This is a genomic window from uncultured Kordia sp. (assembly GCF_947496985.1).
Classification (GTDB): Bacteria; Bacteroidota; Bacteroidia; order Flavobacteriales; family Flavobacteriaceae; genus Kordia.
On record NZ_CANMEZ010000002.1, the window covers coordinates 73,988 to 97,693 of the forward strand.

Here is a 23,706-nt window from a genome sequence, read left to right on the forward strand (position 1 = left end):
TTTAAGTTTAAAACCATGTGATATTATCTCCATAAAATATAAACAAGAAAAGGAAACGAACCTACAATAGAAACCAACACCGTATAAATAGCTGACAAAGCATTATTTTTTAATCGCAAACGCTCAATATTTTGTGTGTCAATTTGTATTGTATCCTTCATTTTGATTCCGTAATATAATCCTTCCTTTTTAAAAATTCGTTTATAACGTAACCGTTTGCCTTCTTTTGTATGAATTTTCACTCTTCTGTTACTTGTAGTAGCTTCGTCTAAAGTTGAAGATTCAGGTGTGTACACACTACAACTATGAAATAAGAAGAGTACCATTAAGAATACACTAAAGCAGCGTGATTGTTTTTTAAATGTTTTCATACTATATAGTTTTAGAATTAGTATGAAACGAATCTAGTTTTCTTGTGAAAATTCTACATCCGAAATGTTCATTCAATGAAAATTTAAGACATATTAATGTGATTTACGATATTCGGAAGGTGTTTGATTGGTAAACTTTTTAAACGCTGTATAAAAGGTAGAACGTGAGTTGAATCCGCATTCTAAACCTATAGCAACTATTGTATAATTATCAAAATCATCATCTTTTAGAAATGACTTTGCTTGTGCTACACGCAACGAATTGATATAATCTGAGAAATTATATTCACTGTATGTATTAATCAATTTTGATAAATGCCCAGAACTAATATTCAACTCATCAGAAAGCTGTTCTAAACTTAGAGAAGTGTCTAAAAATCGTTGTTCATTTACAATATAACTTGCAATATTTTCAAACGATTCCTGATGCTTCTCAGACAAACTACTTTCTGTTTGTGGCAATTCTTTTTCAGTAGTTTCAGGTTTTAGTTCTGCCAATTTTCCACGCAGTAAAATACGATCATTCACTAAAGTGTATCTAAAAAATCCTTGATAACCAATCCAGTATAATAATATTGAAGTTGCCAAACGAAGTGGATAATACGCTCTATAATCGTCAAAATACGTATTCAAAATAATTGCCAACACCCAAAAACCCAACACAAAACTTCCTAAAATTAGGAAACGTTTCAACCACATGATATCATCATAATTGGCAATAAAATCAAGTAATTTGCTTTCTTTAAATACAATTCGAAGACATTTCACAAACAATAAAATAGCAAAAGTAGCATTCGCAATTTCTTCTATTAAAGTATACTGTTTTATTGTAGGAACTGGCGCATTCAAAATAAGATACGTACGCACTATTAATTCAATTATAAAAAGTATGATTGCAATACGCAGCACACTTTTGACACGATCATTTATCTTCAAATAATGAATTAAAAACATATAAAACATTGGCATAATAAGCATATACCAAGGCACTAAAAATTGTTGCAAAAAGAACATATCAAATCGAAAGCCCTTTGCAATCAACCAAGCTTGAAGATTATTGAGCGATAAAAAGAAAACGGTAAGGTTTAGAAATATAATAACCTTATCAACTTTTTTTTGTGACAACAAGGTTACGCCATTAAAGATAAACCCTTGAATCGCACCAGCGATCAATAAAAAATTAAAAAAATTGGAACCCATTCATTTTATTTACTGTGAATGTAGGAAACTCAAACTATAGTTGAAAAAAAATTGAGTTTTATTTGATGATAAAAAAAGTAAAAAAACATTTTTCACATCACTACATTACAAAATTATGCCCTTTTTGAAACTAGACATTAAATTTTAATTTTTCATTAAAATTTAATGTCCGAAATCTTCTTTTGATGAAAAAATCGGACAAACTTTTATTAAGAATTTACAGAAGTTCTAAAAATATATTTTTTAAGAAATACCAAACTAATCAAAGCCGTCGACAACAAACAACAAACCCAAACGATTCTGTGATTTATATTTAAAATTTCGGACAAAAACCAATTGAATCCTGTACTAAAAAGTAATGCACTTATATCAACAACATAAGCTCTGTATAAACTTTTAAAATAAGATGTTTTATGTTGAAATGTAAAATGTCTGTGCAATGCATGTTGTCGGGCAATTCCAACTACAAAAGCAAACATCCAACTAATAGTTGCATTTGGAGAAAATGGATTTATAAAATATATCATTTCATAAGTTATGAATCCAAAAATCACACCTAAAATTGCAATACATAACATCCGAACAGATTCAGATTGTTTATAAAAACGGAAAATCATTTGCTACATTTAGGTTGTTTGCATCTTTTGTTTTCTTTCTTTCAAAACCCAATACAACCCTTTTGCATCTGTTTTCATCTTTTTTGAAATGAGCAGAATAATAATTTCTTCTATGTGTGAAACGTATCCAAAAAACATCGCAGCATAAAATAGGTATTCGTTAAAATTCCAAGCAAACAATACAAAAATGAAGATTCCTTGTACGTAACCACCAATTTTTGTGGTATATAAATGTAAACTAGGATATTGTTTGAATTTGATAAAAGAAACAATCAAGCCAGATATAAAAAAAGTGATAAATAGCCAAAGCATCCAAATAGAATCGGTCATTTCATTGAGTTTAAAAGTAAAGATTCCGATGAACGCAGCTATAAATGTTCCATTGTCAGCCAATGAATCTAATTTTGCTCCAAATTTTGTTTTTAAATTGAATACACGTGCAATTAATCCATCTAAAATATCTGTGATTAAATTGATGCATAAAAATATCACAAACAAGTTTTCTTTTCCAACATAAATAAACCATAAGATTAACGGAAATGTGAGTAATCTGTAAAAACTTAAAAAATTAGGAATGTTATATATATTTTCTTTTTTCATGATTAAAATGATTTTTTAATGTGTAATTGCACTAATAACTGACTGATGATAATATGGGTAAAACTGCTACATACAAAGAGAAGTACTGCATATTTCCAAGCAATAAAACCAAGTGAAAAATAGACTAGATTTACACCAAAAGCAGAGTCCATTTTGTCTAACAATGCAAATCCTATTTTGTTTGAAGTTGCTTGTGCTCCTGCTTGAATTCCTAAACGTCGCTTCATGAATGAATTTGGCAGTTCAAATAACATATATCCAAAACCAAGTGCAAAACCAAGATAGAATGCAGCATCTAAATTGAAACTAAAAATGAAATTTATAAATTGTAAAACAAAAGCATTCATTACAGGTACAAATACAAAACCTCTCCATGTTTTATTGATTCCAAACAGTTTTTTAGAAATTGGATATGTTAGCCATTGAAAAATATCTTTTTTAATCACTAGCATGTGTATAACATTTGAAATTAACAATGGTAATAAAACAATGCATATATGTTGTAAAAAACTATACATCTTCATTCAAATAAGTAAGCATTGAAAGTGCTGTATCCAACACGCGTTTTGAAAAATCATACGCGACTAATATTCCAGAAACTTCATAAAACGAAAGTCTGGTAATGATATATATTTTTAAAGAATACGTGTATGCTTTTAGCCATTCGTCCCAATTAACAGCATCATACAATTGATAATGTGTTTTTAAGTAAAAATAGAGTTCATCTTTTTTGAAATTTGGCAACAATGCAAAGCTTAAAAATTCAATAATATCTCTATGTGGCAAATCAATTACGACCAATTCCCAATCATAAACAACAGGAGTTCCATCATTTCTAACTGCTATATTTCTTGGGTTGAAATCATTGTGAATGATTGTTTTTTCAAATTGAATTGTAGCAGCTATTACTTCCAAGTTATCAATTTCATCATGCAACGCACATAAAACAAGTTGATGTTTTGCGTCTGCGCATTCAGTAATTAAAATTTGCATTAGCTTTTTGTACAAATTGGTAGATTTCCAAGGTTTAAATTCTTGTACATGTTTACAATCTGTACTAGTTGTCTGTTGATGAAATTTCGTAATTGCTTTAATTACAGAAAGAATATGTTCTGGTTTCCAACATTCAGGATGATTTTCAGAATTTAGTATTTTCATTTCAGAAGTGTCTAAAAACTCTTGAATCAACATAAAGATCTCTCGTTTCGCATTTATACGTTTTCCATAAAACTTAGGAATATTTTCAAATCCGATTTTGTTTAAATACTCATACAATTCAATTTCTTTGAGATGACATTTATGGTATTCTAAATTTCGTTTAGATTTTCGTAATAAATCTGAAAGCTCCGGATTTATAGAAGCTGCAATCGTATGCAATCCTTTTACAACTTCATCATCTAAAGGTTTTGATTTAATTAAAATATTTTTCGTTCCAAATATTCCACTTTGTTGTTTATATGCAACTTGAAATGGCATAAAACCAATAATTTTATTGTTCACTTTTGATGCTATATTGGTTAGAATACCATTTTCTAGCAAATCACTTTTTTTCGGTTCTATACACTGAATTTCCTTATCTTGAAAAAAACCATTTAAACTCGATTCAACAAAATCTGGTGTAATCTCTGACTTCAACAACCACTTTACAGGTTTATTTCTTCCTAGTTTTTCATGTGCTTTTGCAAATTCGCCACTAACAATGGCCGCATAAGTTGAAATTTCTAAACCTAAAGCAAAACCAGCGATAAGCTTAGCAAATCGATTCACTTTTCCACTTCCATAACAATTCATAATTTCCAAGGCTTCCGATTGTTTTGGCAATGAAGTTCCGCCACCAACACTTCCGATAACTAAATTTGGCAAGGTCAATTGTATATATAAACCTTCATTTTTTTGTTCTAAATGCAACATTCCAATACTTGATTCGTGAATTGACGCCAAGTCTTGCCCAGTTGCTGCAAAAATTGCCGCAATAGCATTTGCTACATTAATATTGTAACCAACCATTCCATCTTTTTCAGCAAGCTTTATGGAAGGATGAAAGCAATTCATCAACTTATCAGAATTCGTTCGCAATACTTTCGTAATGATTTCTTCCGGAATTGTACATTCGGCAACCACATGAATTCCTCTTCCAGTATCTATATTATACTGTGACACTTTTTTATCAGATGCGCCATTTCCTTCAATTACAAAATCAACAGGAACAATATTTGTAGCATCTTTAAACGCTTCTACAATATGTAACATGGCATACCAAGTACAGGTTGTTGTCATATTTTGTCCAGACGCATCTCCTGTGTGGTAAGTAAACTTTAAATGCACAACTTCGTTTTGCTGAATGCTTTCAATTTCTACTAATTTTCCATGATTGGAATGTGCTTCTGCTTCCTTTTTTATACTTAGAAAAGATTCTTGTATATACTTTTTAAAAATGCTTGCTTCGTTTTCTGTTTCAAAAATAAACATAGGTGAACGTGTCATTTTTTGCCATTTTACTTCCGCAGAAAAACCATTGCTCTTACTAATTACTTTAGCACCTCTATTCATACTAGCAACCAAAGCGCCTTCTAAGGTTCCTGCAACACAATAGGTTAATTCTTGTTTATCAGAATCATTAAAAAGTAACGGCCCCACAATTCCCAAAGGAATTTCAACACTTCCTATATAGGATTCAATATTATTTCTAATATCCTGAACATCTAATTGTGCTTCAGAAATTAAATCTGTTTTAATGTTATTTGTTTTAAGAAAGTCCAAACGCATGTGTGTAGCTGTGTTTGTAACAAGTCCTCTTCCTGGTATAATCGGTATTTCCATAATTTCAAACTTTAAATACAATTCAAAACTATTGTTATAATCACAGTGAAATTGGCAAACAATACAAATAGATAAACTATTTTTTGCGATAATCACAAAATAAAAATCAAATCGGATTCAATTATATTATAGTTTTGTCACTCAGACATTAATACTTTAATTTTGCCATCTATCTTTAAGAAGTGTTGTATGACCAAATTGAAAATTGCAAATCTTGATGGAAAACCTGAAATTTTTCATTCTATACAAGGAGAAGGAAAAAATATTGGACAACCAAGTGTGTTTATCCGAACTTCACTTTGCAATTTGCATTGTATATGGTGTGATACTGATTACACTTGGAATTGGGAAAAAACACGCTTTACACATGTAAAAGATTCAGATCCTGATTATAAAAAGTATAAGATGGATGAAATGATTATTTCGCTTACGCTAGAGGAAATATATGATGAAGTTGCTAAAAGTGGCTGTAAGAACATTGTACTGACTGGCGGCGAACCGATGATGCAATTAGAAGAATTATCTAGCTTAATGGATTATTTCAACACCAAAGCGGATGATTATTTCTTTGAGATTGAAACAAACGGAACACTTTTACCTGATGCAACTTTTGAATCCTTAATACATCAATATAATGTATCACCTAAATTGGCAAATTCAAACAATCCTAAAAAGTTACGTGAAAAGCCAGATGCCTACACATATTTTTCTACCAATAAAAAGGCGGTTTTTAAGTTTGTCATTGCGTCTGAAAACGATCTCACGGAAGTGTTAGGAATATGCGAAACTTACGACATACCCAATGAAAAAGTATATTTAATGCCCGAAGGAACCAATCCTAAAGCATTACAAAAAAAGCAACAATGGTTGATTGAAATCTGTAAAAAGTATCAATTTAATTATACAGATCGTTTGCACGTACATATTTACGGAGACAAAAGAGGAGTGTAATCCATTAATTATTAATATATTACATTTTCTTACAAACTTTATTTAAAATAATTAGCACCTTTTTGTAACATTTTAGTAACTCTGTACGTATAACTAATAGCGTAAGCAAAATGAATAAAATCCCAAGTAGATTACATGAGACAACTTAAAATTACCAAGCAGGTTACCAACAGGGAAACTGCATCCTTAGACAAATATCTTCAAGAAATCGGTAAAGTTGACCTTATTACAGCAGACGAGGAAGTAGAATTAGCACAAAGAATCAAGGCTGGCGATCAAATAGCGCTAGAGAAATTAACAAAAGCTAACCTTCGTTTCGTAGTATCGGTTGCAAAGCAGTATCAAAATCAAGGATTAACACTTCCTGATTTGATTAATGAAGGGAATTTGGGTCTTATTAAAGCCGCGCAACGTTTTGATGAAACACGTGGTTTTAAATTTATTTCGTATGCTGTATGGTGGATTAGACAATCTATCCTTCAAGCATTAGCTGAGCAATCTCGTATTGTTCGTTTACCTTTAAACAAAATTGGTTCTATTAACAAGATTAATAAAACCTTTGCATATTTAGAACAAAGTCATGAGCGTATTCCTTCTGCAGAAGAAATTGCTAAGGAATTAGATATGACTGTGAATGATGTAAAAGAATCGATGAAGAATTCTGGAAGACACGTATCTATGGATGCGCCACTTGTAGAAGGAGAAGATTCTAACTTATATGATGTATTAAATTCTGGTGAATCACCAAATCCTGATAAAGAATTATTACATGAGTCTTTAAAAACAGAAATTGAGCGTGCATTAGAAACATTAACGCCTAGAGAAGCTGATGTAATCCGTTTATATTTCGGATTAGGAAACCAACATCCAATGACTTTGGAAGAAATTGGTGAAACTTTCGACTTAACTCGTGAGCGTGTACGTCAAATTAAGGAAAAAGCGATTCGTCGTTTAAAACATACTTCACGTAGTAAAATATTAAAAACATATTTAGGATAAACTCCTAAAAACCGTACAGCAGTTTAGTTTTTATAACATAACTGTTCGTTTTTTGATTGATGAATGACGCTCTCGCATTGCGAGAGCGTTTATTTTATAGTACTTTTGTCGGCAAACAACAACACACTACAAAATTATGTCTACAAAACGAATTGCGCCTTCTATCCTAGCCGCAGATTTTGCCAACTTACAACGTGATATTGAAATGGTTAACCAAAGTGAAGCTGATTGGTTTCACATTGATATTATGGACGGCGTTTTTGTTCCGAATATTTCTTTTGGAATGCCAGTTTTAAAAGCAATTAATAAACATGCTACTAAAACCATTGATGTTCATTTAATGATTGTTGATCCTGATCGTTATATTCAAACATTTGCCGATTTAGGTGCAAATGTATTAACAGTTCATTATGAAGCATGTACACATTTGCATAGAACACTACAAGCAATTAAAGCAGCCGGAATGAAAGCTGGAGTTGCCCTGAATCCTCATACAAACGTAAATCTCTTAGAAGACGTTATTAATGATATCGACTTGGTTTGTATTATGAGTGTAAATCCTGGTTTTGGAGGACAATCATTTATTGAAAACACATATACTAAAGTTAAAAAATTAAAAGCCTTAATTACTGAAAAAGGTGCTACTACCGAAATTGAAATTGACGGTGGTGTAAATGATAAAAATGCAAAAGCATTAGTAGATGCTGGTGCTGATGTTTTGGTTGCAGGAAGCTTTGTTTTCAAATCAGAAAATCCTACAGAAACTATTCAAAACTTAAAAAATATCGTTTCATAAAACCATACTTTTTAACAGAAAAATTCAAAGGTAGCATCTACAAAATGCTACCTTTTTATGCTTTTTTATATAGTTTCTTCTTCTTTTCATGCTGCCATTTTTCTACACATAATAGATAACAACTTACTTTTTTTAGCATTTTTGAGAAAAAATCGAAATGAAAATTCATGAATTGATAGTGCGTTTTCACGGAAAATGCACCTCTATTTCGGGTGTTTAACGATTTTATACCAAAAAACACCAATAATTCCACAAATAACTCACTAACAAGCATTTAAAACTTAAAACACATTTCTACTTTCCGTGAATATAGAGCATTAATTCATGAATAAAGACCAGTTCATGTTGCCAGCCATCTGTAACAACATTACTTTTACATATACCCATTAAGCAGCCAGCCTAACCAAATAATAGAAATTTTTTAACTCTTAAATTTATTTATATATGTCTACACACGAATTAGCATTAAAATACGATCTTCTGAATTCTCAGATGAATCCGCATTTTATTAATAATGCTATTCAGAGTATCTGCAATTCGATCACAAAAGGGAATGTGGCACAATCTATCAACTGGCTTAATAGACTTTCACACTTATACCGTTTGGTTCAAAAATCGACTAAAACAAAATTGATCACTTTACAAGATGAGATTGAAATTTCTAGACTCTATATTGAGTTACAAAAAGATTTGTTTGATCATGGTTTTTCATATTCTATAAAAATCAACAACATCCTAGAAGATGATTTACAATACACACAAGTTCCGCCTTTAATTTTGCAACCTTTGATTGAAAATGCAATTTTACATGGATTGAAAAGTAAAAAGAAAACTGGAAAAGGTGAATTGCATATTTCTATTGATATAGAAGACGAAATGCTATATGTATGTATTACAGATAATGGAGATGGAATTTCCGAGACAAAAAATAATGCACATGAAGCTTCAGGAATTTCATTGAAAAATATCAATGAACGATTGAAAATCATTAATGGAGAAGATTGCGAAAAAGAACTTTTAGAGGTTCAAAACATTATTTCTGATGCAGGATTAACACTTGGGACAAAAAGCTGTCTTAGAGTACCACTTATACAGCTTTAAAAGCCTGCCACATCCATGTTGAGCATTACTTTTACACGATTGTATATGTTTGGTAGTTTTGCTCGGAATTCTTCAGGGGTTTCGAAAAAATGTTCTACTAATACTGACAAAAATTCATATTGATTTTCAAAAGCATAATCACGTAAATAATTCATTTCAATCAATCGTTTTTGCGCTTCTTTAGCTCGTAGTGAAAGTAATAACAGTTTATAGTGTTTTAAAAAGTGTGTAGCACTGTAACTTTTTTCTGTTAGAAAACTAAAATGAACTGCATGTGTAAGTTCATGAATTCCCAAATTAAGATTGTCATCTTCAATTTTAATTCCTTCTTCAAAATCTTCCCAAGAAAACACAATTGTTTTATACTTAGGATTTGCTTCACCTTTGTGATATTGCTGTGTTACATTAGAAAAGTAATCTTCAGGATATACCAAAATCGTTTCAAACTTCGAAAGTAAATAACGATCAAACCCAAAAGTAATCATAATAGCCGTTGCCGAAATTAACAATTGCATTCGCTCTGTTACGTATAAATCTTCTCTTCCAACAAATGTATGATACTCAATAAAACGAATGACTCTATGTTCAAAAACACATTGTTCTTTTGGCGTGAGTTTGTTGTAAAAAGAAAATTCTTTAACAAGAATGGAACGCTGATTTTTTGTCAACTTATTAGGAAACAACACAAAACGATATAACGTAGTGCTTTTATATAAAAAATCTTTAATTAGATATCCGAGCAATAGCAGTAGTTTGATTTAGTAGCGAAGCTAAAAGACTTCAACAGATGATTTGTAAAATAACGATATTCGCTAAAATAATTATTCTTACGTACAAAACGTAAAATACTTTCAATAATTATATCACTATAAATATATACTTTACGTCGTAAGGTTTTTATAAAAAATTTGACTGAATTAAAGCTAGCTTTAATTCAGAAGGGAAAAGCCTTTATTCTAAATGGAATTTTCTTAATAATTCCATACATTTATAAAAAAATAACTATGAAATTACAATCAACCATTAAATACTTACTTATAGTATCTTTAGTTATTCTTGTAAGTTGTTCTGGCGACGACAATATAGTAACTCCTACAAATTCAACGCCTGATCCAGATCCTCTTGTTTTAGCAGATGAAGTTGAAATTTATGAAGCTGATAAAATTCATAACAATCTTACTTTAGCAGTTGTAAATGGAGCTGATAATGCTTTTATTATGGATAAAACTGGTGAAAAACTGCACGAGTTCAACTTCCCGAATCAATTAGGTAATGATTTTGAAATTTTACCAAACGGTAAACTATTAGGAATTTTTAAAGACGAAAACGCAACCATTACATTTGGAGGTTATGGAGGAATCGTTCGCATTATGGATTTTGAAGGTAACATAGAATGGGAATATTCATTAAATACAAATAACTTCATATTACACCATGATGTAGAAATGTTACCAAATGGCAATGTATTATTACTTGTTTGGGAGCGTATTACCGAGAATACTGCAATAGCACAAGGCTCTACAAATACAGGAGATATTTTCCCTGAAACATTAATGGAAATTAATCCAGCTACTAACGCGGTTGTTTGGGAATGGAGGAGTTTTGATCATATCATTCATGATACTGATTCAGGACTTCCTAATTATGGAAATATTAGTCAAAACCCTCAAAAAATTGATATCAATTATAATGCAACTGATATAGTAAATGGTGATGTTATGCATTCTAATGGTTTTGATTATGATGCGAATAAAGATGTTATTTATTTAAGTGTAAACTTCTATGATGAAGTTTGGGTAATTGATCACAGTACAACCACAATGGAAGCTACTACCAATTCTGGTGGAAATTACGGCAAAGGAGGCGATTTAATATATCGTTTTGGAAATCCGTTAGCTTACCAAAATACAGTTGGAGAAGTTAGAAGTGATCGTAATCATTTCCCTAACTTATTAGAAAACGGCGTTCCTGGTAATGGAAACATGTTAGTTTTTGTCAATGGATTAGGTGATAATGTTTCTAAAATATTAGAACTTGAAATGCCACAAAATTTCACACTTACTCCTGATACTGACAATGAACCCAATTTAGTTTGGTCGTACAGTCACCCTGATTTATTTTCAAGTAAAATATCTGGTGCGGTTCGACTTAATAATGGAAATACACTTATTTGCGAAGGTGATTTTGGGTTCTGGGAAATTACACCAGATAAAGAGATTGCATGGCGCTACAAAGGCACAAATGGTATGGCTTTTTGGAGATGCTATGATTATGAAGTAGATGATGCAGCTGTTAATAGTTTAGGCTTATAAAACTTAATATCAGTTAAAATACAGCCTTCAATTATAATAATATTGAAGGCTGATTCTTTTTCAAATTTTTTATCATAGACATACTAAACACACATTTTTAAAATATCATAAAATAACCTTGATTTTGTGTAACATACACTCCTTTTTATACACTAACTGTTAGTACCAAAGCTAAAAAAGAAACGTATGACCAACACAACGCTATTCAACCGCAACTTGGTAAGATTTGGAATTCCTATTGCATTACTTGCAACACTTATTCTTTTTGTAAAATCGGCTTACTTTCTAGCAGATTCAGATATTTTAAGTTTAGGAGTTACGCTCGATTTGTTACTTACTATCCCTTTTGTCTACTTCTTATTAATTCGAAAAACAAACATTCCAAAAACTACGATCGTTCCCATGATGGTTCTCGGTTTATTGGTTGGGATGTACATTTTACCTGAAGGCAATCAGCTATATTTACAGCTATTCAAAACGTGGTTTTTACCAATAATTGAACTTAGTATTGCAACGTTTATCATCTTAAAAGTTCGAAAAGCAATTCTCATTCATAAAAAGCAGAAAGATCGTTCTGTAGACTTTTTTACAGCATTAAAGAAAACTTGTGCTGAAATTTTACCCAAACCATTAGTAATTCCGTTTGTAACTGAAATTTCAGTTTTTTATTATGGATTCTTCTATTGGAAACGCAGAAAATTAGCCAAAAACGAATTTAGTTATCACAAAGAAAGTGGTTCGGTAGCTTTATTCTTTGTCTTAATTTTATTGATTGGAATCGAAATTACACCAATTCATCATTTATTGGCTAAATGGAGTACAATTGCAGCTTGGATTCTGACAATTTTGAGCATCTATTCTGGATTTCAAGTATTTGGTTATGCAAAATCATTGATGAAGCGACCAATTGAAATTACCAAAGACACGCTTATTTTACATTATGGAATTATGCACGAAGCTGAAATTCCGCTAAGTGAAATTAAAGAAATAAAGTTGTTTAAAAAATCATTTACAAAAGAAGATAACATTCTTCACTTTGCTTTATTAGGTGAGTTAGAAAGTCATAACATTCTTATTGAAACACATACAAAACAAATACTTCACGGTTTATTTGGCATCAAAAAACCATTTACAAAATTGGCATTGCATGTAGATAAAGACAGAGCATTTAAAACTGCTGTAGATAATCAAAAAGGCATTTTTTTAGAAAAAAATTAATACTCTATGTAATAATTTACTTTTTGAGCCACTAACGAAGTGTACACCATTTGTATTATCATAAAAAGCTCTAAAAAATGTTATTGTATATTTCTTTTCATAAAATACTACTTTACCTAATTCCATTGATCATGAGCAATGGAATGAACACAACTATTATAAGTATTATGGGTTGTATATTTCTTAGTATTGGTATTATGAAATGTATCATAAATCATTTGAATCGTACTTTTTAAATGAGTCAAGATTTTTACATATCACATATTCTTCCGCATGCTGCAATCATCATAAAAATTTGTCGCGCATACAGTAATTCACAAGAAGATTTTGAAGATTATTATCAAGAAGTTTGTTTGCAAATTTGGCGAAGCAGAGCTAATTTTAATCAGAAATCAGCTTGGTCTACTTGGATTTACAGAATATCATTGAATGTATGTTTGACTTTATTAAAAAAAGATAAGAAAAACGGAAAGACGTTTGTTTCTGACACGCTTCCAAAAGAAGTTATAGAAGATAGTCAAGCCGTTTTTGATGAAGAATCATTGAATGAATTATACAAAGCTATCAAACAATTGAATGAAATCAATAGAGCTATTATTTTATTGTATTTAGAAGAGAAGTCGTATGATGAAATTGCAAATATTATGGGAATGAAATTGACTACAATTGGCGTACGCATCAATCGAATTAAAGAACAGCTTAAAAAATTATTACATGGAAAAATCAATTGAACATATCTGGAAAGAAGGATTTATAAACACACAATCATTGGTAGCACCAAAAATTCAAAATTTATACAATCAGAAATCGAAACATTTAGGTGATAAACTTTTACGAATGCTAAATACAGAACCAAAAATGCTACTAATTATGGCTGTGGTTTTTCTTTTCGGGAATTACGCTATTGGAAATAGTTTTTGGCCAGGAAGTATCGCTTCTATTTGGTGTATTGTTTGGTATTTTATTATCAAAAAGCAAATCCAACATATTGAAAAAGCAAACAAAGAAGTAAACTGTCATGATTTCTTAAAATCGTTACACAAACTCTTATTACAAAGCAGAGCATCTATTACAAAAATGCTTTGGATTGGCACACCAATGTTAGTCTTACCAATGGCAATTTATACTTATTACAATCAATATGATAAAACATTTGGAGAAATTTTTGGTGTAGAAAGCTTAGCCTATCCAAACGAGCTTGTCTTTGCTATTGTGCCTTTGGCTACCGTATTTTCAGTCGTATTTTATCGTTTTTCATTTAAAATGGGATACGGACCAATTGCTAATAAGTTGAAACAACTCATTTCTGATATAGAAGCATTACAGCAATAATTTTGTATAAAAAAAAGCATCATATAACATAATGTTATATGATGCTTTCCTTTGCTATTTTTTTATGATGCTTCTACAACTTCCCACATTTTATCAGCGCTCAAGCGAAAGCTTCCAACGAAATCAAAGCTACACTGACTTGGCGCAATGATAGATAAAAACGGTTGTTGTTTTTTGTCTCGATACAAATGATAAATCTCGCCAACAATAGGTTCAAAGTTAAATTTTGCACTGTAGATTAAATTGTTGTATTCAAACTTTTCCATCAATGCATCGTATTCCGCTTTGAGTTCATCGAAGCGTGCTTTAACTTGTTTATTGACTTTATCAATGTTTACATTTTTCCAAGTAACTGTATCTGGTGTTGTAATTGCAGGTGCGCCAACATTTGTTCCATACGGCATCAACCCTGGATTGTATGTATTGGTTTCTTCATCAAAAACTACATTATCTGGTCTTTTATCTTCTTCTTGCTCTTGCATAGTTCTATCTTTTCCTTTTAGTAATCATCAGGGTTTTCAATGATTGCTTTTGCTCTATTTTTTAATGTTGTTAATTTTGTTTTGTCCATTTTATTTAACAAATTCATCATCATAGACATGCGTTGATTATCTTTAAAATGTACTTGTTTTTCATCTAAAAAATTCCAATATAGTGAATTGAATGGACATGCATCGTCTGTTTCTTTTTTAGCAACTTTATATATACAACCTTTGCAATAATTACTCATTTTGTTGATATAGCTTCCGCTAGAAACGTAAGGTTTTGTGGCTACCAAACCACCATCTGCAAATTGACTCATGCCTCGTGTGTTGGTAATTTCAACCCATTCAATGGCGTCAATATAAATTCCTAAATACCATTCATCAACTTCATCAGGATGCATTTGTGTTAACAAAGCAAAATTTCCTGTAATCATCAATCGTTGAATATGATGTGCGTAGGCATTTTCTAAACTCTGTGTAATGGCATGTTTCAAACAATTCATTTTCGTTTTTCCTGTCCAGAAAAAGTCTGGAAGTGAATTTGTATTGTTTAGCTTGTTCAAAGTTCTGTAATTTGGCATTTCTTTCCAATACATTCCGCGCATATATTCACGCCAACCCAAAATTTGTCGTACAAAACCTTCTACTTGCGAAATATCAATGATTTCTTTATGTTCTCGCCAATAGGAAATAACTGTTTCAATAACTTCTTTTGGATGCAACATTTTAGAATTCATTGCAAACGATAAACGACTGTGAAATAAAAAACGTTCTTCCGTGTGCATGGCATCTTGGTAATCACCAAAATGAACTAACAATGTTGAACAGAAATATGTTAGCATTTCCAAACAAGCTTTTCTGTTTGTTGGCCATTGAAAGTTGGTTTCATCAATACTACCAATCGTTTCAATATCAGCTTCTTTAATCATTTTATGAATTTCAGAAACTGAATTTCCTACGCTTTTTATAGTTGGAATTTCAGGTGTCCCTTTCCACTTTTTTCGATTGCTCTGATCAAAATTCCACTTTCCTCCTTCTGGGTTTTTATCAGAAATCATCATGATATTATATTTCTTTCGCATATCACGATAAAAATATTCCATGACCATTTGTTTTTTTCCTTTAAAGAATTCTGCAAAATCAGTTCTAGAAGTCAAAAAATGTTCCGTATCAAAAGCTTCTGTTTCTATATTGGTTTCTGTACAAAAATTTTGTAATTGTTTGTCCAAGCGGTATTCATCAGGCAACTGATATTCAAACTTTTCAATCTTATATTTTTTGATTAGTTGCTTCAAATTTATAATTAAATCATGCTGATTTTTTTCATCATCTAAAGTATAATACACAACCTGATGTTTTTCACTTTGTAACCAACTGGAAAATGATCGCATACTTTTAAAAAACGCCACTACTTTTTGAATGTGATGTTTTACATAATTGGTTTCCTGCTTCATTTCAGCCATAAAATACACAACCGCATCATTGGTTTCATTATACCAAGAATGCTCATAATTGAGTTGATCGCCTAAAAGTAATCGTAATGTCTTCATCTAAAATAAACTTGTTTGTAGCCAAAGATTTTGAAATTTATTGTTTGCATCATAACGTTCGGCTTGCAGCTTTACATTAAACGTTCTGTTTCGTGGATCGTTCCCAACTCCTGATACATACATCCAATTTCCGTAGTTGCTATGCACATCATAATCAAGCAAGAGCGATTCAAAGTACGCGGCGCCAATACGCCAATCAAGTTGCAACGTTCTGGCAAAGTACGAAGCTACGTTTTGGCGACCGCGATTGCTCATCCAACCTGTATGTTTGAGTTCGAGCATGTTTGCATTTACAAATGGTTCAGTCGTTTCTCCATCTATCCATCGTTGAATTAATTTTGCATCACGATTCCATTCGTATGTTTGATGTAATATTCCTTCCGGTTTAAAAATATCATTTCCGTGTTTAAAGGAAATATATTTAAAAAAGTCGCGCCAAATCAACTCAAAAATCATCCAATAGGTGGATTGATTTTTAACGATTTCCGACTCGTATTTTTTGATCTCATGATAAATCATTCGTGGCGATAAACTTCCGTTTGCCAACCAAGCAGAAAACTTTGAACTGTAATCAGTTCCAAGTAAACCATTCCGAGTTTTTTTATAATAGGATAATTTTTTAGTGTCCCAACTGTAACTTTTCAACCGTTCCAAACCCGCTTTTTCGCCACCTTTGAATGGAAAAGCTGTGCGAGTATCTTTCTCAAAATCATTCAAACCCAAATCATGTAATGTTGGTACCTTTGTTAAATGTGTTACACGATTTTTCTCTGGCATTTTAGAAATGGTTTCTATCGGACGAATTGAAGCATATTTTTCACATTTCTTGCGAAACACTGTAAATACTTGGGGAATCTTATCAATTGTCATTGAAATATCTTCCGGATGGAATAAAAATTGATCAAAACTTTCAACCCAATTGACTTCGCTGGAAACCGTATTTTTTACATTTTCAAACACAGAAGCTTCTTCCGAAGTCCATTCTTTCTGTAAATATATTGAAGTAACTTTATGAATATTCACATACTGAGGAATAACAGCTTCCGGCTTTCCAACATGTACAAATAATGGAATATTTAAATCATTTAATTCTGTTTGTAGTTCGTTTATCGTTTCAATTAAAAACATTGCTCGAAACTTTTCTGTTTTCACAAATCCGAAACGATCTTTTTCATAATGACGCGGATCAAAACAGTAAATCCCCATCACAAAACTATTTTCTTTGGCTGCTTTTATTAATGAAATTTGATCATGAATGCGTAAATCATTTCGAAACCAAACCAATCCTGTTTTAGTCATGCTTTTTATTTTTATTTCTGCGGCAGCGTTCACTACAATATTGAACTTCATCCCAAACACGCTGCCATTTTTTACGCCAATTGAAAGGTCGTTGACATACTTTACAGACTTTTGATGGAAGGTGCGTTTTCTTCATAAATTATTTTGTTTAACAAATATACATAACTATTAAACAAAATTCTTTTTTGCGATTCAAAATTGTATCTTTAGCTACTAATTTGAAATGATTATGAATATTAAGTATACGCTTGGCGCGATAGTTTCCGTTCCGTTATTACCTCTTTTGTATTTTCAAGGAAAAAAGATTCGGAACACTATTCCTCAGTTGCCTGAAGCAACAGGAAACGAAGGCATCGTAGAAACTTCAAACAAAACATCTTTTCAATTAATTACAATTGGTGAAAGCACGATTGCTGGTGTTGGTGTTAAAACACATGAAACTGGTTTTACAGGCACGTTAGCGAATTCATTGTCAACACTTTTAGACACATCGATTTCATGGAAAGTATATGCCAAAAGTGGTTATACAGCCAAACGTGTAAATGACAAAATTATACAGCGTATTACTGAAAAACCAATAGATTTGATTGTTATTGGACTTGGCGGAAATGATAGTTTCAAATTACATTCTCCAAAAAAATGGAATGCTGCCATTCGAAAATTGATCGCTACTATTCGTGAAAAATATCCAAAAGCTCCGATTGTTTTTATCAATATGCCACCAATTAAAGAATTTCCAGCGTTTACAGGTCCAATCAAATTTGTCATTGGAAATTTGGTAGTATTACTTGGTAAAGAACTTGAAAAAGTTGTGAACGATTATGAAAATGTCCATTATTATTCACGCACAATTACCTACGAAGATTTTATTGATCGTATGAATTTAAATGTCACGCCAGCAGACTTTTTCAGTGATGGCGTGCATCCATCTGAATTGGCTTATCAAGTTTGGGCACGAGATGTTGCGAATTACATTAAAGAACAACAGATACTTACTTAAGTATATTCAACTTATATTCTCTACCAAAACTTATCCCAAGCTGTATTCCATAAAAAGATTGTTCTCCATTCAAATGTGCAAAAGGAGATAATGATAACACAGTTCTTTTTCGAAATCTAACAATGCTATTGATTCTAAAATAGGCACCTACTCTAAATGTTGTAGAGCCTTCTATTTCATTTACTAGTACATATGGTGCTTTGCCACCACTAGTACCAAAAAAACCAGAGGTAGCATTAATTCTGGGAAAATATCTATACGTATACGAGCTTCGTTTCATTTGATACAACGAAAAACCTGCTTGAAAATCTATCACTACTCGATCTCTTGGCTTAAAGCCTTTAGATATATACAGACTATACGCTCGAAAACGATCACTATATGGTGCTCCATTTTGATTAACAGTCGAAAAAGGCTCACTAGCGCCTTCTGAATAATTAGAAATTAAATTTGCTGGCGGATTATCAGTAAACCCTTTACTTTCTGGGCTTATGAATGACATATCAAATCCAAATCCAAAGCGCTCTTCTCCTTGAAATTGAATGTTTACACCCAAAGCACCTTCTGGCTTATAACCATTGGTAAAACCTTGTCCTAAAAAAATATGTGTAGCAAAATAGAGTTTATTACTTTTTGTTTTTGGAATTGTATCATTTTGAGAAAAGACAACTAAGGGAAATACACTTAAAAGCACACATACTATTGAAAATTTTACAAGTGGTTTCATATGGAATCATTTTAAAGTTAATATGAAACAAGTGTACTTGATCTTCCGTTTTTTAATATCCGAAATCATTCATAAAGCAAAAAATCGGACAATTTTATGATGATTTTCTGGAAACATTAGATTTTTACAATGAAGTTCTATATTTTAGAAACTTATATTTTTGTACAAACAAAATTCCTCCCAATATACAATTGAGTAGCCAACTAATTTAAACGTATATTAATTATGGAAAATAACCCACCAAAAGAACCTAGTTTTTTTAAAAAAGCTTCCAAAGGAAATATCCTAAAAATAGGATATGTAGTTTTTGTCACATTGGTAATTACCATTGCTTTTATCATTACCATTCGTTTGTATTACGATACGGCAGAAACAATGGTCAGCCTTTTTGAAAAACGAGATGAAACCATACAAAATGCATTGAATGCTGCCACAAGTGATCTTCGTGAAGTTGCACAGTTAAAAGAACAATTCGGTATGATTGCTAATATTAAAGAATCATATTTATATATTTTTAAAACTTATAGTGCCTACAATTATACATTTTCAGGCTTTTTCACTTTCTTTTCTGTACTTTCTGGAATATTAGGATTTTTGGTACTAAAAGGTGGTTGGGATAATACAAAGAATTATTATTTAAAAGCTACTTTTATTGGCGTTTTCTTCTGTTCAACACTTTTTGGAATTTTGCCAAATGTATTTGCTACAAAAGATAATATCAAGAATAATTTAGCAAAATATAATTATTACAGTGGTTTGCAATTAGATATTTATGAGTTAATCAATGATAATCACGGATACATCAAACGCAATACAAAAGGTTCTATAGACACACTCAATTTGAAGATTGCAGATATTACAAAAGGGATCAAAGAGAATCAAACGTTACATTTTGAAATTCATATTGATAAGGTTCCAACAGATATTCAGCCTTTACAATAACTTTAATCACAATGTTGCTCCTCCATCAATAATTACTTTTTCATTGCGTAATACCCATGAATTTTCAGAAAGTAAAAATGATACTATTGGCGCAATATCCGCAGGTTGTACAATTCTTCCAATTGGTGCTGTAGTTGAAAAGTGCGTTAGCAAATCATTAATAGCTTCATCTGTCATTCCTGATTTTTTCTGAATTGGACTTTGTGTAACACCAGGACTTATGACATTTACTCTAATTCCTTTTGACGCTAATTCTACATTCAACACCTTTGCAATACTTTCTAGCGCAGCTTTACTTGCTGTGTACACACTTGTACTTGCAAATGCTTTAAAAACAACAATAGAAGTATTTAGTACAATACTTGACGGATTGTTTAATAGTGGAATAAATTTTTGAATTGTAAAAAAAGCACCTTTAAAATTTATATGCATTGTCTCATCAAATAGGCTTTCTGTAGTTTCTTCAAAATTTGCCGATTTAAAGATTCCTGCATTAATAAATAGACCATCTATTTTTTGAAACTTCTCTTTAACAGAAGTTACTAATACATCTATAGCTGACAGTTTTGAAGTATCAGACACAAATCCTACAGCATTTATTCCGAGTTCTTTTAAAGCGTTCTCTAGTGTAGTTTTTGTTCTTCCAGTGATGATTACTTTACAACCTTCATTTATCAAATATTTTGCACATGCTAAACCAATTCCAGAAGTTCCACCAGTAATGACAATTACTTTATTTTTCATGTTTTATTTTTGATCAAAAGTAGATTAAAGCTAACTTTGAGTCAAGTACTTACTTTTAGGTTAGTAACGAACTTCCACGTTGGAAAATCGATTTTAATACGCTTATGGAACCAAAAAAAATAGAAAAAAATTACAAACAGGCGCAAGAATGTCCAATCACCATTTTTATGGAACAAATTGGCGGTAAATGGAAACCGGTTATCATTTGGCTTTTGCTTTTGAATGAAATAATGCGTTTTAACGAACTTGATAAATCTATTCAAGGAATTAGTCAAAAAATGCTTTCACAACAGTTAAAAGATTTAGAAAAATTGCAACTTATTTCAAGAAAATCATATCCTGTAATTCCTCCTAAAGTAGAATATAGCCTTACAAAAAAAGGAGTTTCTTTACAACCATTACTAACTGATATGATGCAGTGGAGTAAACAATATTTAAAATAAATTAAAAAAAATGTCCTCTTTTATATTTTGACAAACGTCTTAGAGGTATAACAATATAAAAAACACTATTATGAAAGAATTTATGATGATTTTCGTCGGAGCAGATTACGCTGATTTAGGGCTTTCGCCAGAAGAATTACAAAACCGTATGGGAAAGTGGTTTGCTTGGGGAGGCAAAATGGAACAAGCTGGAATTTTGCGTGGTGGAAATGCATTGAATCCTCAAATTCGTAGAATTGTTGGAGAAAATCGTACTGTGACCGATCTTTCTTCTGCAGAAGTAAAAGAAATTATTGGCGGTTATTATTTAGTTGTTGCTAAAGATTTTGACGCTGTTCAAGAAATTGCACAGGATTTTCCTGACTATGATTTAGGTGGAACGGTTGAAATTAGAGAAGTAACTGTTTTTGAAGACCACAAGTAATGGAATCAAAACTCATTGACCATTTATTCCGCTATCACAGTGGAAAAATGGTCTCTGTGTTAACTCGAATTTTTGGACTTTCGCATCTTGAAATCATTGAAGATGCAGTGCAAGATACGTTTATCAAAGCCAGTATTTCTTGGCGACAACAACAACCAGAAAACCCAGAAGCTTGGCTTACACAAGCTGCAAAAAATAGAGTTTTAGATATTTTCAGAAAACTTAAATCTGAAAAGAAACTTCTTCCCAATCTTCAACAAAGTCGTGATTTTATTGCCGTTAATGAACTGTTTTTAGATACTGAAATTGAAGATGCACAGTTGCGCATGATTTTTACTGCATGCCATCCAAATTTAGACCCAAGAGACAGAATTTCGTTTGCCTTAAAAACTGTTTCTGGTTTTAGTATTAAAGAAATTTCTTCTGCTTTATTAACCAAAGAAGAAACCGTAAAAAAACGGTTGTTACGCGCACGCAAAACCATCAAAGAATCAAACATAAAGTTTCATATTCCACAAGGAAAAGCATTACCTGATCGTTTGGAAAGTGTGATGGAAGTATTGTATTTAATTTTTAATGAAGGTTTTCATTCCAATACACAAAAAACATTGATTCGAAAAGATTTATGCGGTGAAGCCATGCGATTGTGTAAAATGTTACTCAAAAACGTGCATACACGGATTCCTGCTGCCTATGCCTTATTTGCGTTAATGTGTTTTCATTCTGCGCGATTAGAAGCAAAAACAAATTCAGAAAATGAAATTCTCAATTTAAAACATCAGGATCGTAGTTTGTGGCATTTTCCATTAATTCAGTTAGGGAATACGATGATGCATAAAGCTGTTTCTGACACAAATTTTTCTTGTTACCATTATGAAGCAGCCATTGCTGCCGAACATTTACGTGCTGCACATTTTGACGAAACTAATTGGACTAAAATTTTATATTGGTATCAATGTTTGTATGCTATACAACCAATGCCGATTTATATTGTAACCATGGCGGTTGTCTGTTTGCAAAATTTAGACTTCGCGAAAGCAAAACAGTATTTAGATCAAGTAGAAGCAAACGATCTGGCACAACGAAGCTATTTGTATTACGGAACATTTTCTGACTATTATTTTGCTACAAAAAATATTGAAAAAGCAATTATTAATATTGATTTAGCGTTAGCGACAGTAATAAATTCGCTTGAAAAAGAGTATTTGGAAAAGAAACGAAATCTATTAATTTCACATACATGAACATTCCCCTAAAACAACTAAGCATTACAATTTCGGCATTACTCCTATTAACTGTTTTCTATGATTTTTTTGTATTGAATGAGTATCACATGGAAGGCATTGTTTTTACTGGAATTACTGTATTATTATGCCTAAATATCATCAAATATTTCAAGTTTAATTTGAAAAGTCGCTTTAGTATCAAATTAAATATTTGGATTGCAATGTTGTTATATGTTTCTATCTTATTTATGGCTCTTTTTTGCTTTTATATGTTATTACTTTTCAGTTTTGGATTTGGTTTTACAGGCAGAGCAACTCCTATGAATCATATTTTTACAGTTATACTAACATTTGCACTCATAATAGTTTCAATTGTAGAATTTCAAAAAAACATTATCAAAAAGTAATTCTTAAATTCTAAAGGAAATTGTAGGCTTACTTATAAAAATAAAATCTCTTCAAAAAATAGTATAAAACGCTAACTAGATTATTCTTGTTAGCATTTTTTATGTTTAACTTATTCATTTCTGTAATATTTCTTAAATTTAA

General features: G+C 31.3%; 27 protein-coding genes. 14 read left to right on the forward strand and 13 right to left on the reverse strand.

What is annotated here, in order from left to right; all coding sequences use genetic code 11:
• Window positions 1-23 precede the first annotated feature (23 nt).
• From Q0828_RS05275 to Q0828_RS05300, 6 genes are all read right to left on the reverse strand, one after another.
• Window positions 24-371: a hypothetical protein gene (locus Q0828_RS05275; RefSeq protein WP_298418322.1), complete on the reverse strand. Its 348-nt coding sequence runs from the start codon at window positions 369-371 to the stop codon at window positions 24-26.
• Window positions 372-464: 93 nt separating this feature from the next.
• On the reverse strand, window positions 465-1,571 hold the full coding sequence (locus Q0828_RS05280; protein WP_298418324.1) for a helix-turn-helix transcriptional regulator: 1,107 nt from the start codon (window positions 1,569-1,571) through the stop codon (window positions 465-467).
• 209 nt (window positions 1,572-1,780) lie between these two features.
• Window positions 1,781-2,188, reverse strand: a complete 408-nt coding sequence (locus Q0828_RS05285; protein ID WP_298418326.1) for a GtrA family protein — start codon at window positions 2,186-2,188, stop codon at window positions 1,781-1,783.
• 9 nt (window positions 2,189-2,197) lie between these two features.
• On the reverse strand, window positions 2,198-2,788 hold the full coding sequence (locus Q0828_RS05290; RefSeq protein WP_298418328.1) for a CDP-alcohol phosphatidyltransferase family protein: 591 nt from the start codon (window positions 2,786-2,788) through the stop codon (window positions 2,198-2,200).
• Between the two features lie 2 nt (window positions 2,789-2,790).
• Window positions 2,791-3,312 (reverse strand): CDP-archaeol synthase, encoded by a 522-nt coding sequence (locus Q0828_RS05295; protein ID WP_366523562.1) that lies wholly within the window; start codon window positions 3,310-3,312, stop codon window positions 2,791-2,793.
• On the reverse strand, window positions 3,299-5,608 hold the full coding sequence (locus Q0828_RS05300) for a phosphotransferase (RefSeq protein ID WP_298418331.1): 2,310 nt from the start codon (window positions 5,606-5,608) through the stop codon (window positions 3,299-3,301). The genes Q0828_RS05295 and Q0828_RS05300 overlap by 14 nt, the downstream gene beginning before the upstream one ends.
• A gap of 189 nt (window positions 5,609-5,797) precedes the next feature.
• On the opposite strand from Q0828_RS05300, the gene Q0828_RS05305 reads away from it, so the two are divergent.
• The 4 genes from Q0828_RS05305 (at window position 5,798) to Q0828_RS05320 (ending at window position 9,455) form a co-directional block, all read left to right on the forward strand.
• Window positions 5,798-6,559, forward strand: a complete 762-nt coding sequence (locus Q0828_RS05305) for a 7-carboxy-7-deazaguanine synthase QueE (protein ID WP_298418333.1) — start codon at window positions 5,798-5,800, stop codon at window positions 6,557-6,559.
• Window positions 6,560-6,694: 135 nt separating this feature from the next.
• Window positions 6,695-7,558 (forward strand): sigma-70 family RNA polymerase sigma factor, encoded by an 864-nt coding sequence (locus tag Q0828_RS05310; RefSeq protein WP_007096854.1) that lies wholly within the window; start codon window positions 6,695-6,697, stop codon window positions 7,556-7,558.
• A 136-nt stretch (window positions 7,559-7,694) separates the two neighbouring features.
• The gene (gene rpe, locus Q0828_RS05315) at window positions 7,695-8,354 is read left to right on the forward strand and encodes a ribulose-phosphate 3-epimerase (RefSeq protein ID WP_298418338.1); all 660 of its coding nucleotides are present in this window, start codon (window positions 7,695-7,697) and stop codon (window positions 8,352-8,354) included.
• Window positions 8,355-8,798: 444 nt separating this feature from the next.
• Window positions 8,799-9,455, forward strand: a complete 657-nt coding sequence (locus Q0828_RS05320) for a histidine kinase (RefSeq protein WP_298418341.1) — start codon at window positions 8,799-8,801, stop codon at window positions 9,453-9,455.
• Here the strand turns inward: Q0828_RS05320 and Q0828_RS05325 are convergent.
• Entirely contained in the window at window positions 9,452-10,198 is a 747-nt protein-coding gene (locus tag Q0828_RS05325; RefSeq protein ID WP_298418343.1) for a zinc-dependent peptidase, read from the reverse strand. The genes Q0828_RS05320 and Q0828_RS05325 overlap by 4 nt on opposite strands.
• 261 nt (window positions 10,199-10,459) lie before the next feature.
• On the opposite strand from Q0828_RS05325, the gene Q0828_RS05330 reads away from it, so the two are divergent.
• From Q0828_RS05330 to Q0828_RS05345, 4 genes are all read left to right on the forward strand, one after another.
• Complete coding sequence (locus Q0828_RS05330; RefSeq protein ID WP_298418345.1) at window positions 10,460-11,767, forward strand: aryl-sulfate sulfotransferase; 1,308 nt, start codon at window positions 10,460-10,462, stop codon at window positions 11,765-11,767.
• A 186-nt stretch (window positions 11,768-11,953) separates the two neighbouring features.
• Complete coding sequence (locus Q0828_RS05335; RefSeq protein ID WP_298418347.1) at window positions 11,954-12,985, forward strand: hypothetical protein; 1,032 nt, start codon at window positions 11,954-11,956, stop codon at window positions 12,983-12,985.
• Between the two features lie 236 nt (window positions 12,986-13,221).
• Complete coding sequence (locus tag Q0828_RS05340; protein ID WP_298418348.1) at window positions 13,222-13,716, forward strand: RNA polymerase sigma factor; 495 nt, start codon at window positions 13,222-13,224, stop codon at window positions 13,714-13,716.
• The gene (locus Q0828_RS05345; RefSeq protein ID WP_298418349.1) at window positions 13,700-14,317 is read left to right on the forward strand and encodes a hypothetical protein; all 618 of its coding nucleotides are present in this window, start codon (window positions 13,700-13,702) and stop codon (window positions 14,315-14,317) included. The genes Q0828_RS05340 and Q0828_RS05345 overlap by 17 nt, the downstream gene beginning before the upstream one ends.
• A gap of 62 nt (window positions 14,318-14,379) precedes the next feature.
• Here the strand turns inward: Q0828_RS05345 and Q0828_RS05350 are convergent, their stop codons facing one another.
• From Q0828_RS05350 to Q0828_RS05365, 4 genes are read right to left on the reverse strand one after another with little or no spacing between them, the layout of a single operon-like run.
• Window positions 14,380-14,799 (reverse strand): DUF2452 domain-containing protein, encoded by a 420-nt coding sequence (locus tag Q0828_RS05350; RefSeq protein WP_298418351.1) that lies wholly within the window; start codon window positions 14,797-14,799, stop codon window positions 14,380-14,382.
• Between the two features lie 17 nt (window positions 14,800-14,816).
• Window positions 14,817-16,352 (reverse strand): cryptochrome/photolyase family protein, encoded by a 1,536-nt coding sequence (locus Q0828_RS05355; RefSeq protein WP_298418352.1) that lies wholly within the window; start codon window positions 16,350-16,352, stop codon window positions 14,817-14,819.
• On the reverse strand, window positions 16,353-17,651 hold the full coding sequence (locus tag Q0828_RS05360; protein ID WP_298418354.1) for a DASH family cryptochrome: 1,299 nt from the start codon (window positions 17,649-17,651) through the stop codon (window positions 16,353-16,355). It lies immediately after the preceding gene.
• Entirely contained in the window at window positions 17,644-17,787 is a 144-nt protein-coding gene (locus tag Q0828_RS05365; RefSeq protein ID WP_298418356.1) for a DUF2256 domain-containing protein, read from the reverse strand. Before Q0828_RS05365 ends, Q0828_RS05360 begins: the two co-directional genes overlap by 8 nt.
• Window positions 17,788-17,880: 93 nt before the next feature.
• Here Q0828_RS05365 and Q0828_RS05370 point away from each other — a divergent pair, with 93 nt between their 5' ends.
• Window positions 17,881-18,651, forward strand: a complete 771-nt coding sequence (locus tag Q0828_RS05370; RefSeq protein WP_298418357.1) for an SGNH/GDSL hydrolase family protein — start codon at window positions 17,881-17,883, stop codon at window positions 18,649-18,651.
• Here the strand turns inward: Q0828_RS05370 and Q0828_RS05375 are convergent.
• Window positions 18,644-19,378 carry a hypothetical protein gene (locus Q0828_RS05375; RefSeq protein ID WP_298418359.1) on the reverse strand — a complete coding sequence of 245 codons (735 nt, stop codon included), beginning with the start codon at window positions 19,376-19,378 and terminating at the stop codon, window positions 18,644-18,646. The two genes, Q0828_RS05370 and Q0828_RS05375, sit on opposite strands and share 8 nt — an antisense overlap.
• 225 nt (window positions 19,379-19,603) lie before the next feature.
• Between Q0828_RS05375 and Q0828_RS05380 the strand changes: the two genes are divergently transcribed.
• Window positions 19,604-20,320 (forward strand): hypothetical protein, encoded by a 717-nt coding sequence (locus Q0828_RS05380; RefSeq protein WP_298418361.1) that lies wholly within the window; start codon window positions 19,604-19,606, stop codon window positions 20,318-20,320.
• Between the two features lie 6 nt (window positions 20,321-20,326).
• On the opposite strand, the gene Q0828_RS05385 is transcribed toward Q0828_RS05380, so the two are convergent.
• Complete coding sequence (locus tag Q0828_RS05385; protein ID WP_298418363.1) at window positions 20,327-21,064, reverse strand: SDR family oxidoreductase; 738 nt, start codon at window positions 21,062-21,064, stop codon at window positions 20,327-20,329.
• Between the two features lie 104 nt (window positions 21,065-21,168).
• Between Q0828_RS05385 and Q0828_RS05390 the strand changes: the two genes are divergently transcribed.
• The 4 genes from Q0828_RS05390 (at window position 21,169) to Q0828_RS05405 (ending at window position 23,564) form a co-directional block, all read left to right on the forward strand.
• A complete protein-coding gene (locus Q0828_RS05390; protein WP_298418365.1) occupies window positions 21,169-21,507 on the forward strand; it encodes a helix-turn-helix domain-containing protein in 339 nt (112 codons plus the stop codon).
• A 70-nt stretch (window positions 21,508-21,577) separates the two neighbouring features.
• A complete protein-coding gene (locus Q0828_RS05395) occupies window positions 21,578-21,931 on the forward strand; it encodes a YciI family protein (protein ID WP_298418367.1) in 354 nt (117 codons plus the stop codon).
• Window positions 21,931-23,175: a sigma-70 family RNA polymerase sigma factor gene (locus tag Q0828_RS05400; protein WP_298418369.1), complete on the forward strand. Its 1,245-nt coding sequence runs from the start codon at window positions 21,931-21,933 to the stop codon at window positions 23,173-23,175. Before Q0828_RS05395 ends, Q0828_RS05400 begins: the two co-directional genes overlap by 1 nt.
• Entirely contained in the window at window positions 23,172-23,564 is a 393-nt protein-coding gene (locus Q0828_RS05405; RefSeq protein WP_298418370.1) for a hypothetical protein, read from the forward strand. Before Q0828_RS05400 ends, Q0828_RS05405 begins: the two co-directional genes overlap by 4 nt.
• Window positions 23,565-23,706: the final 142 nt, after the last annotated feature.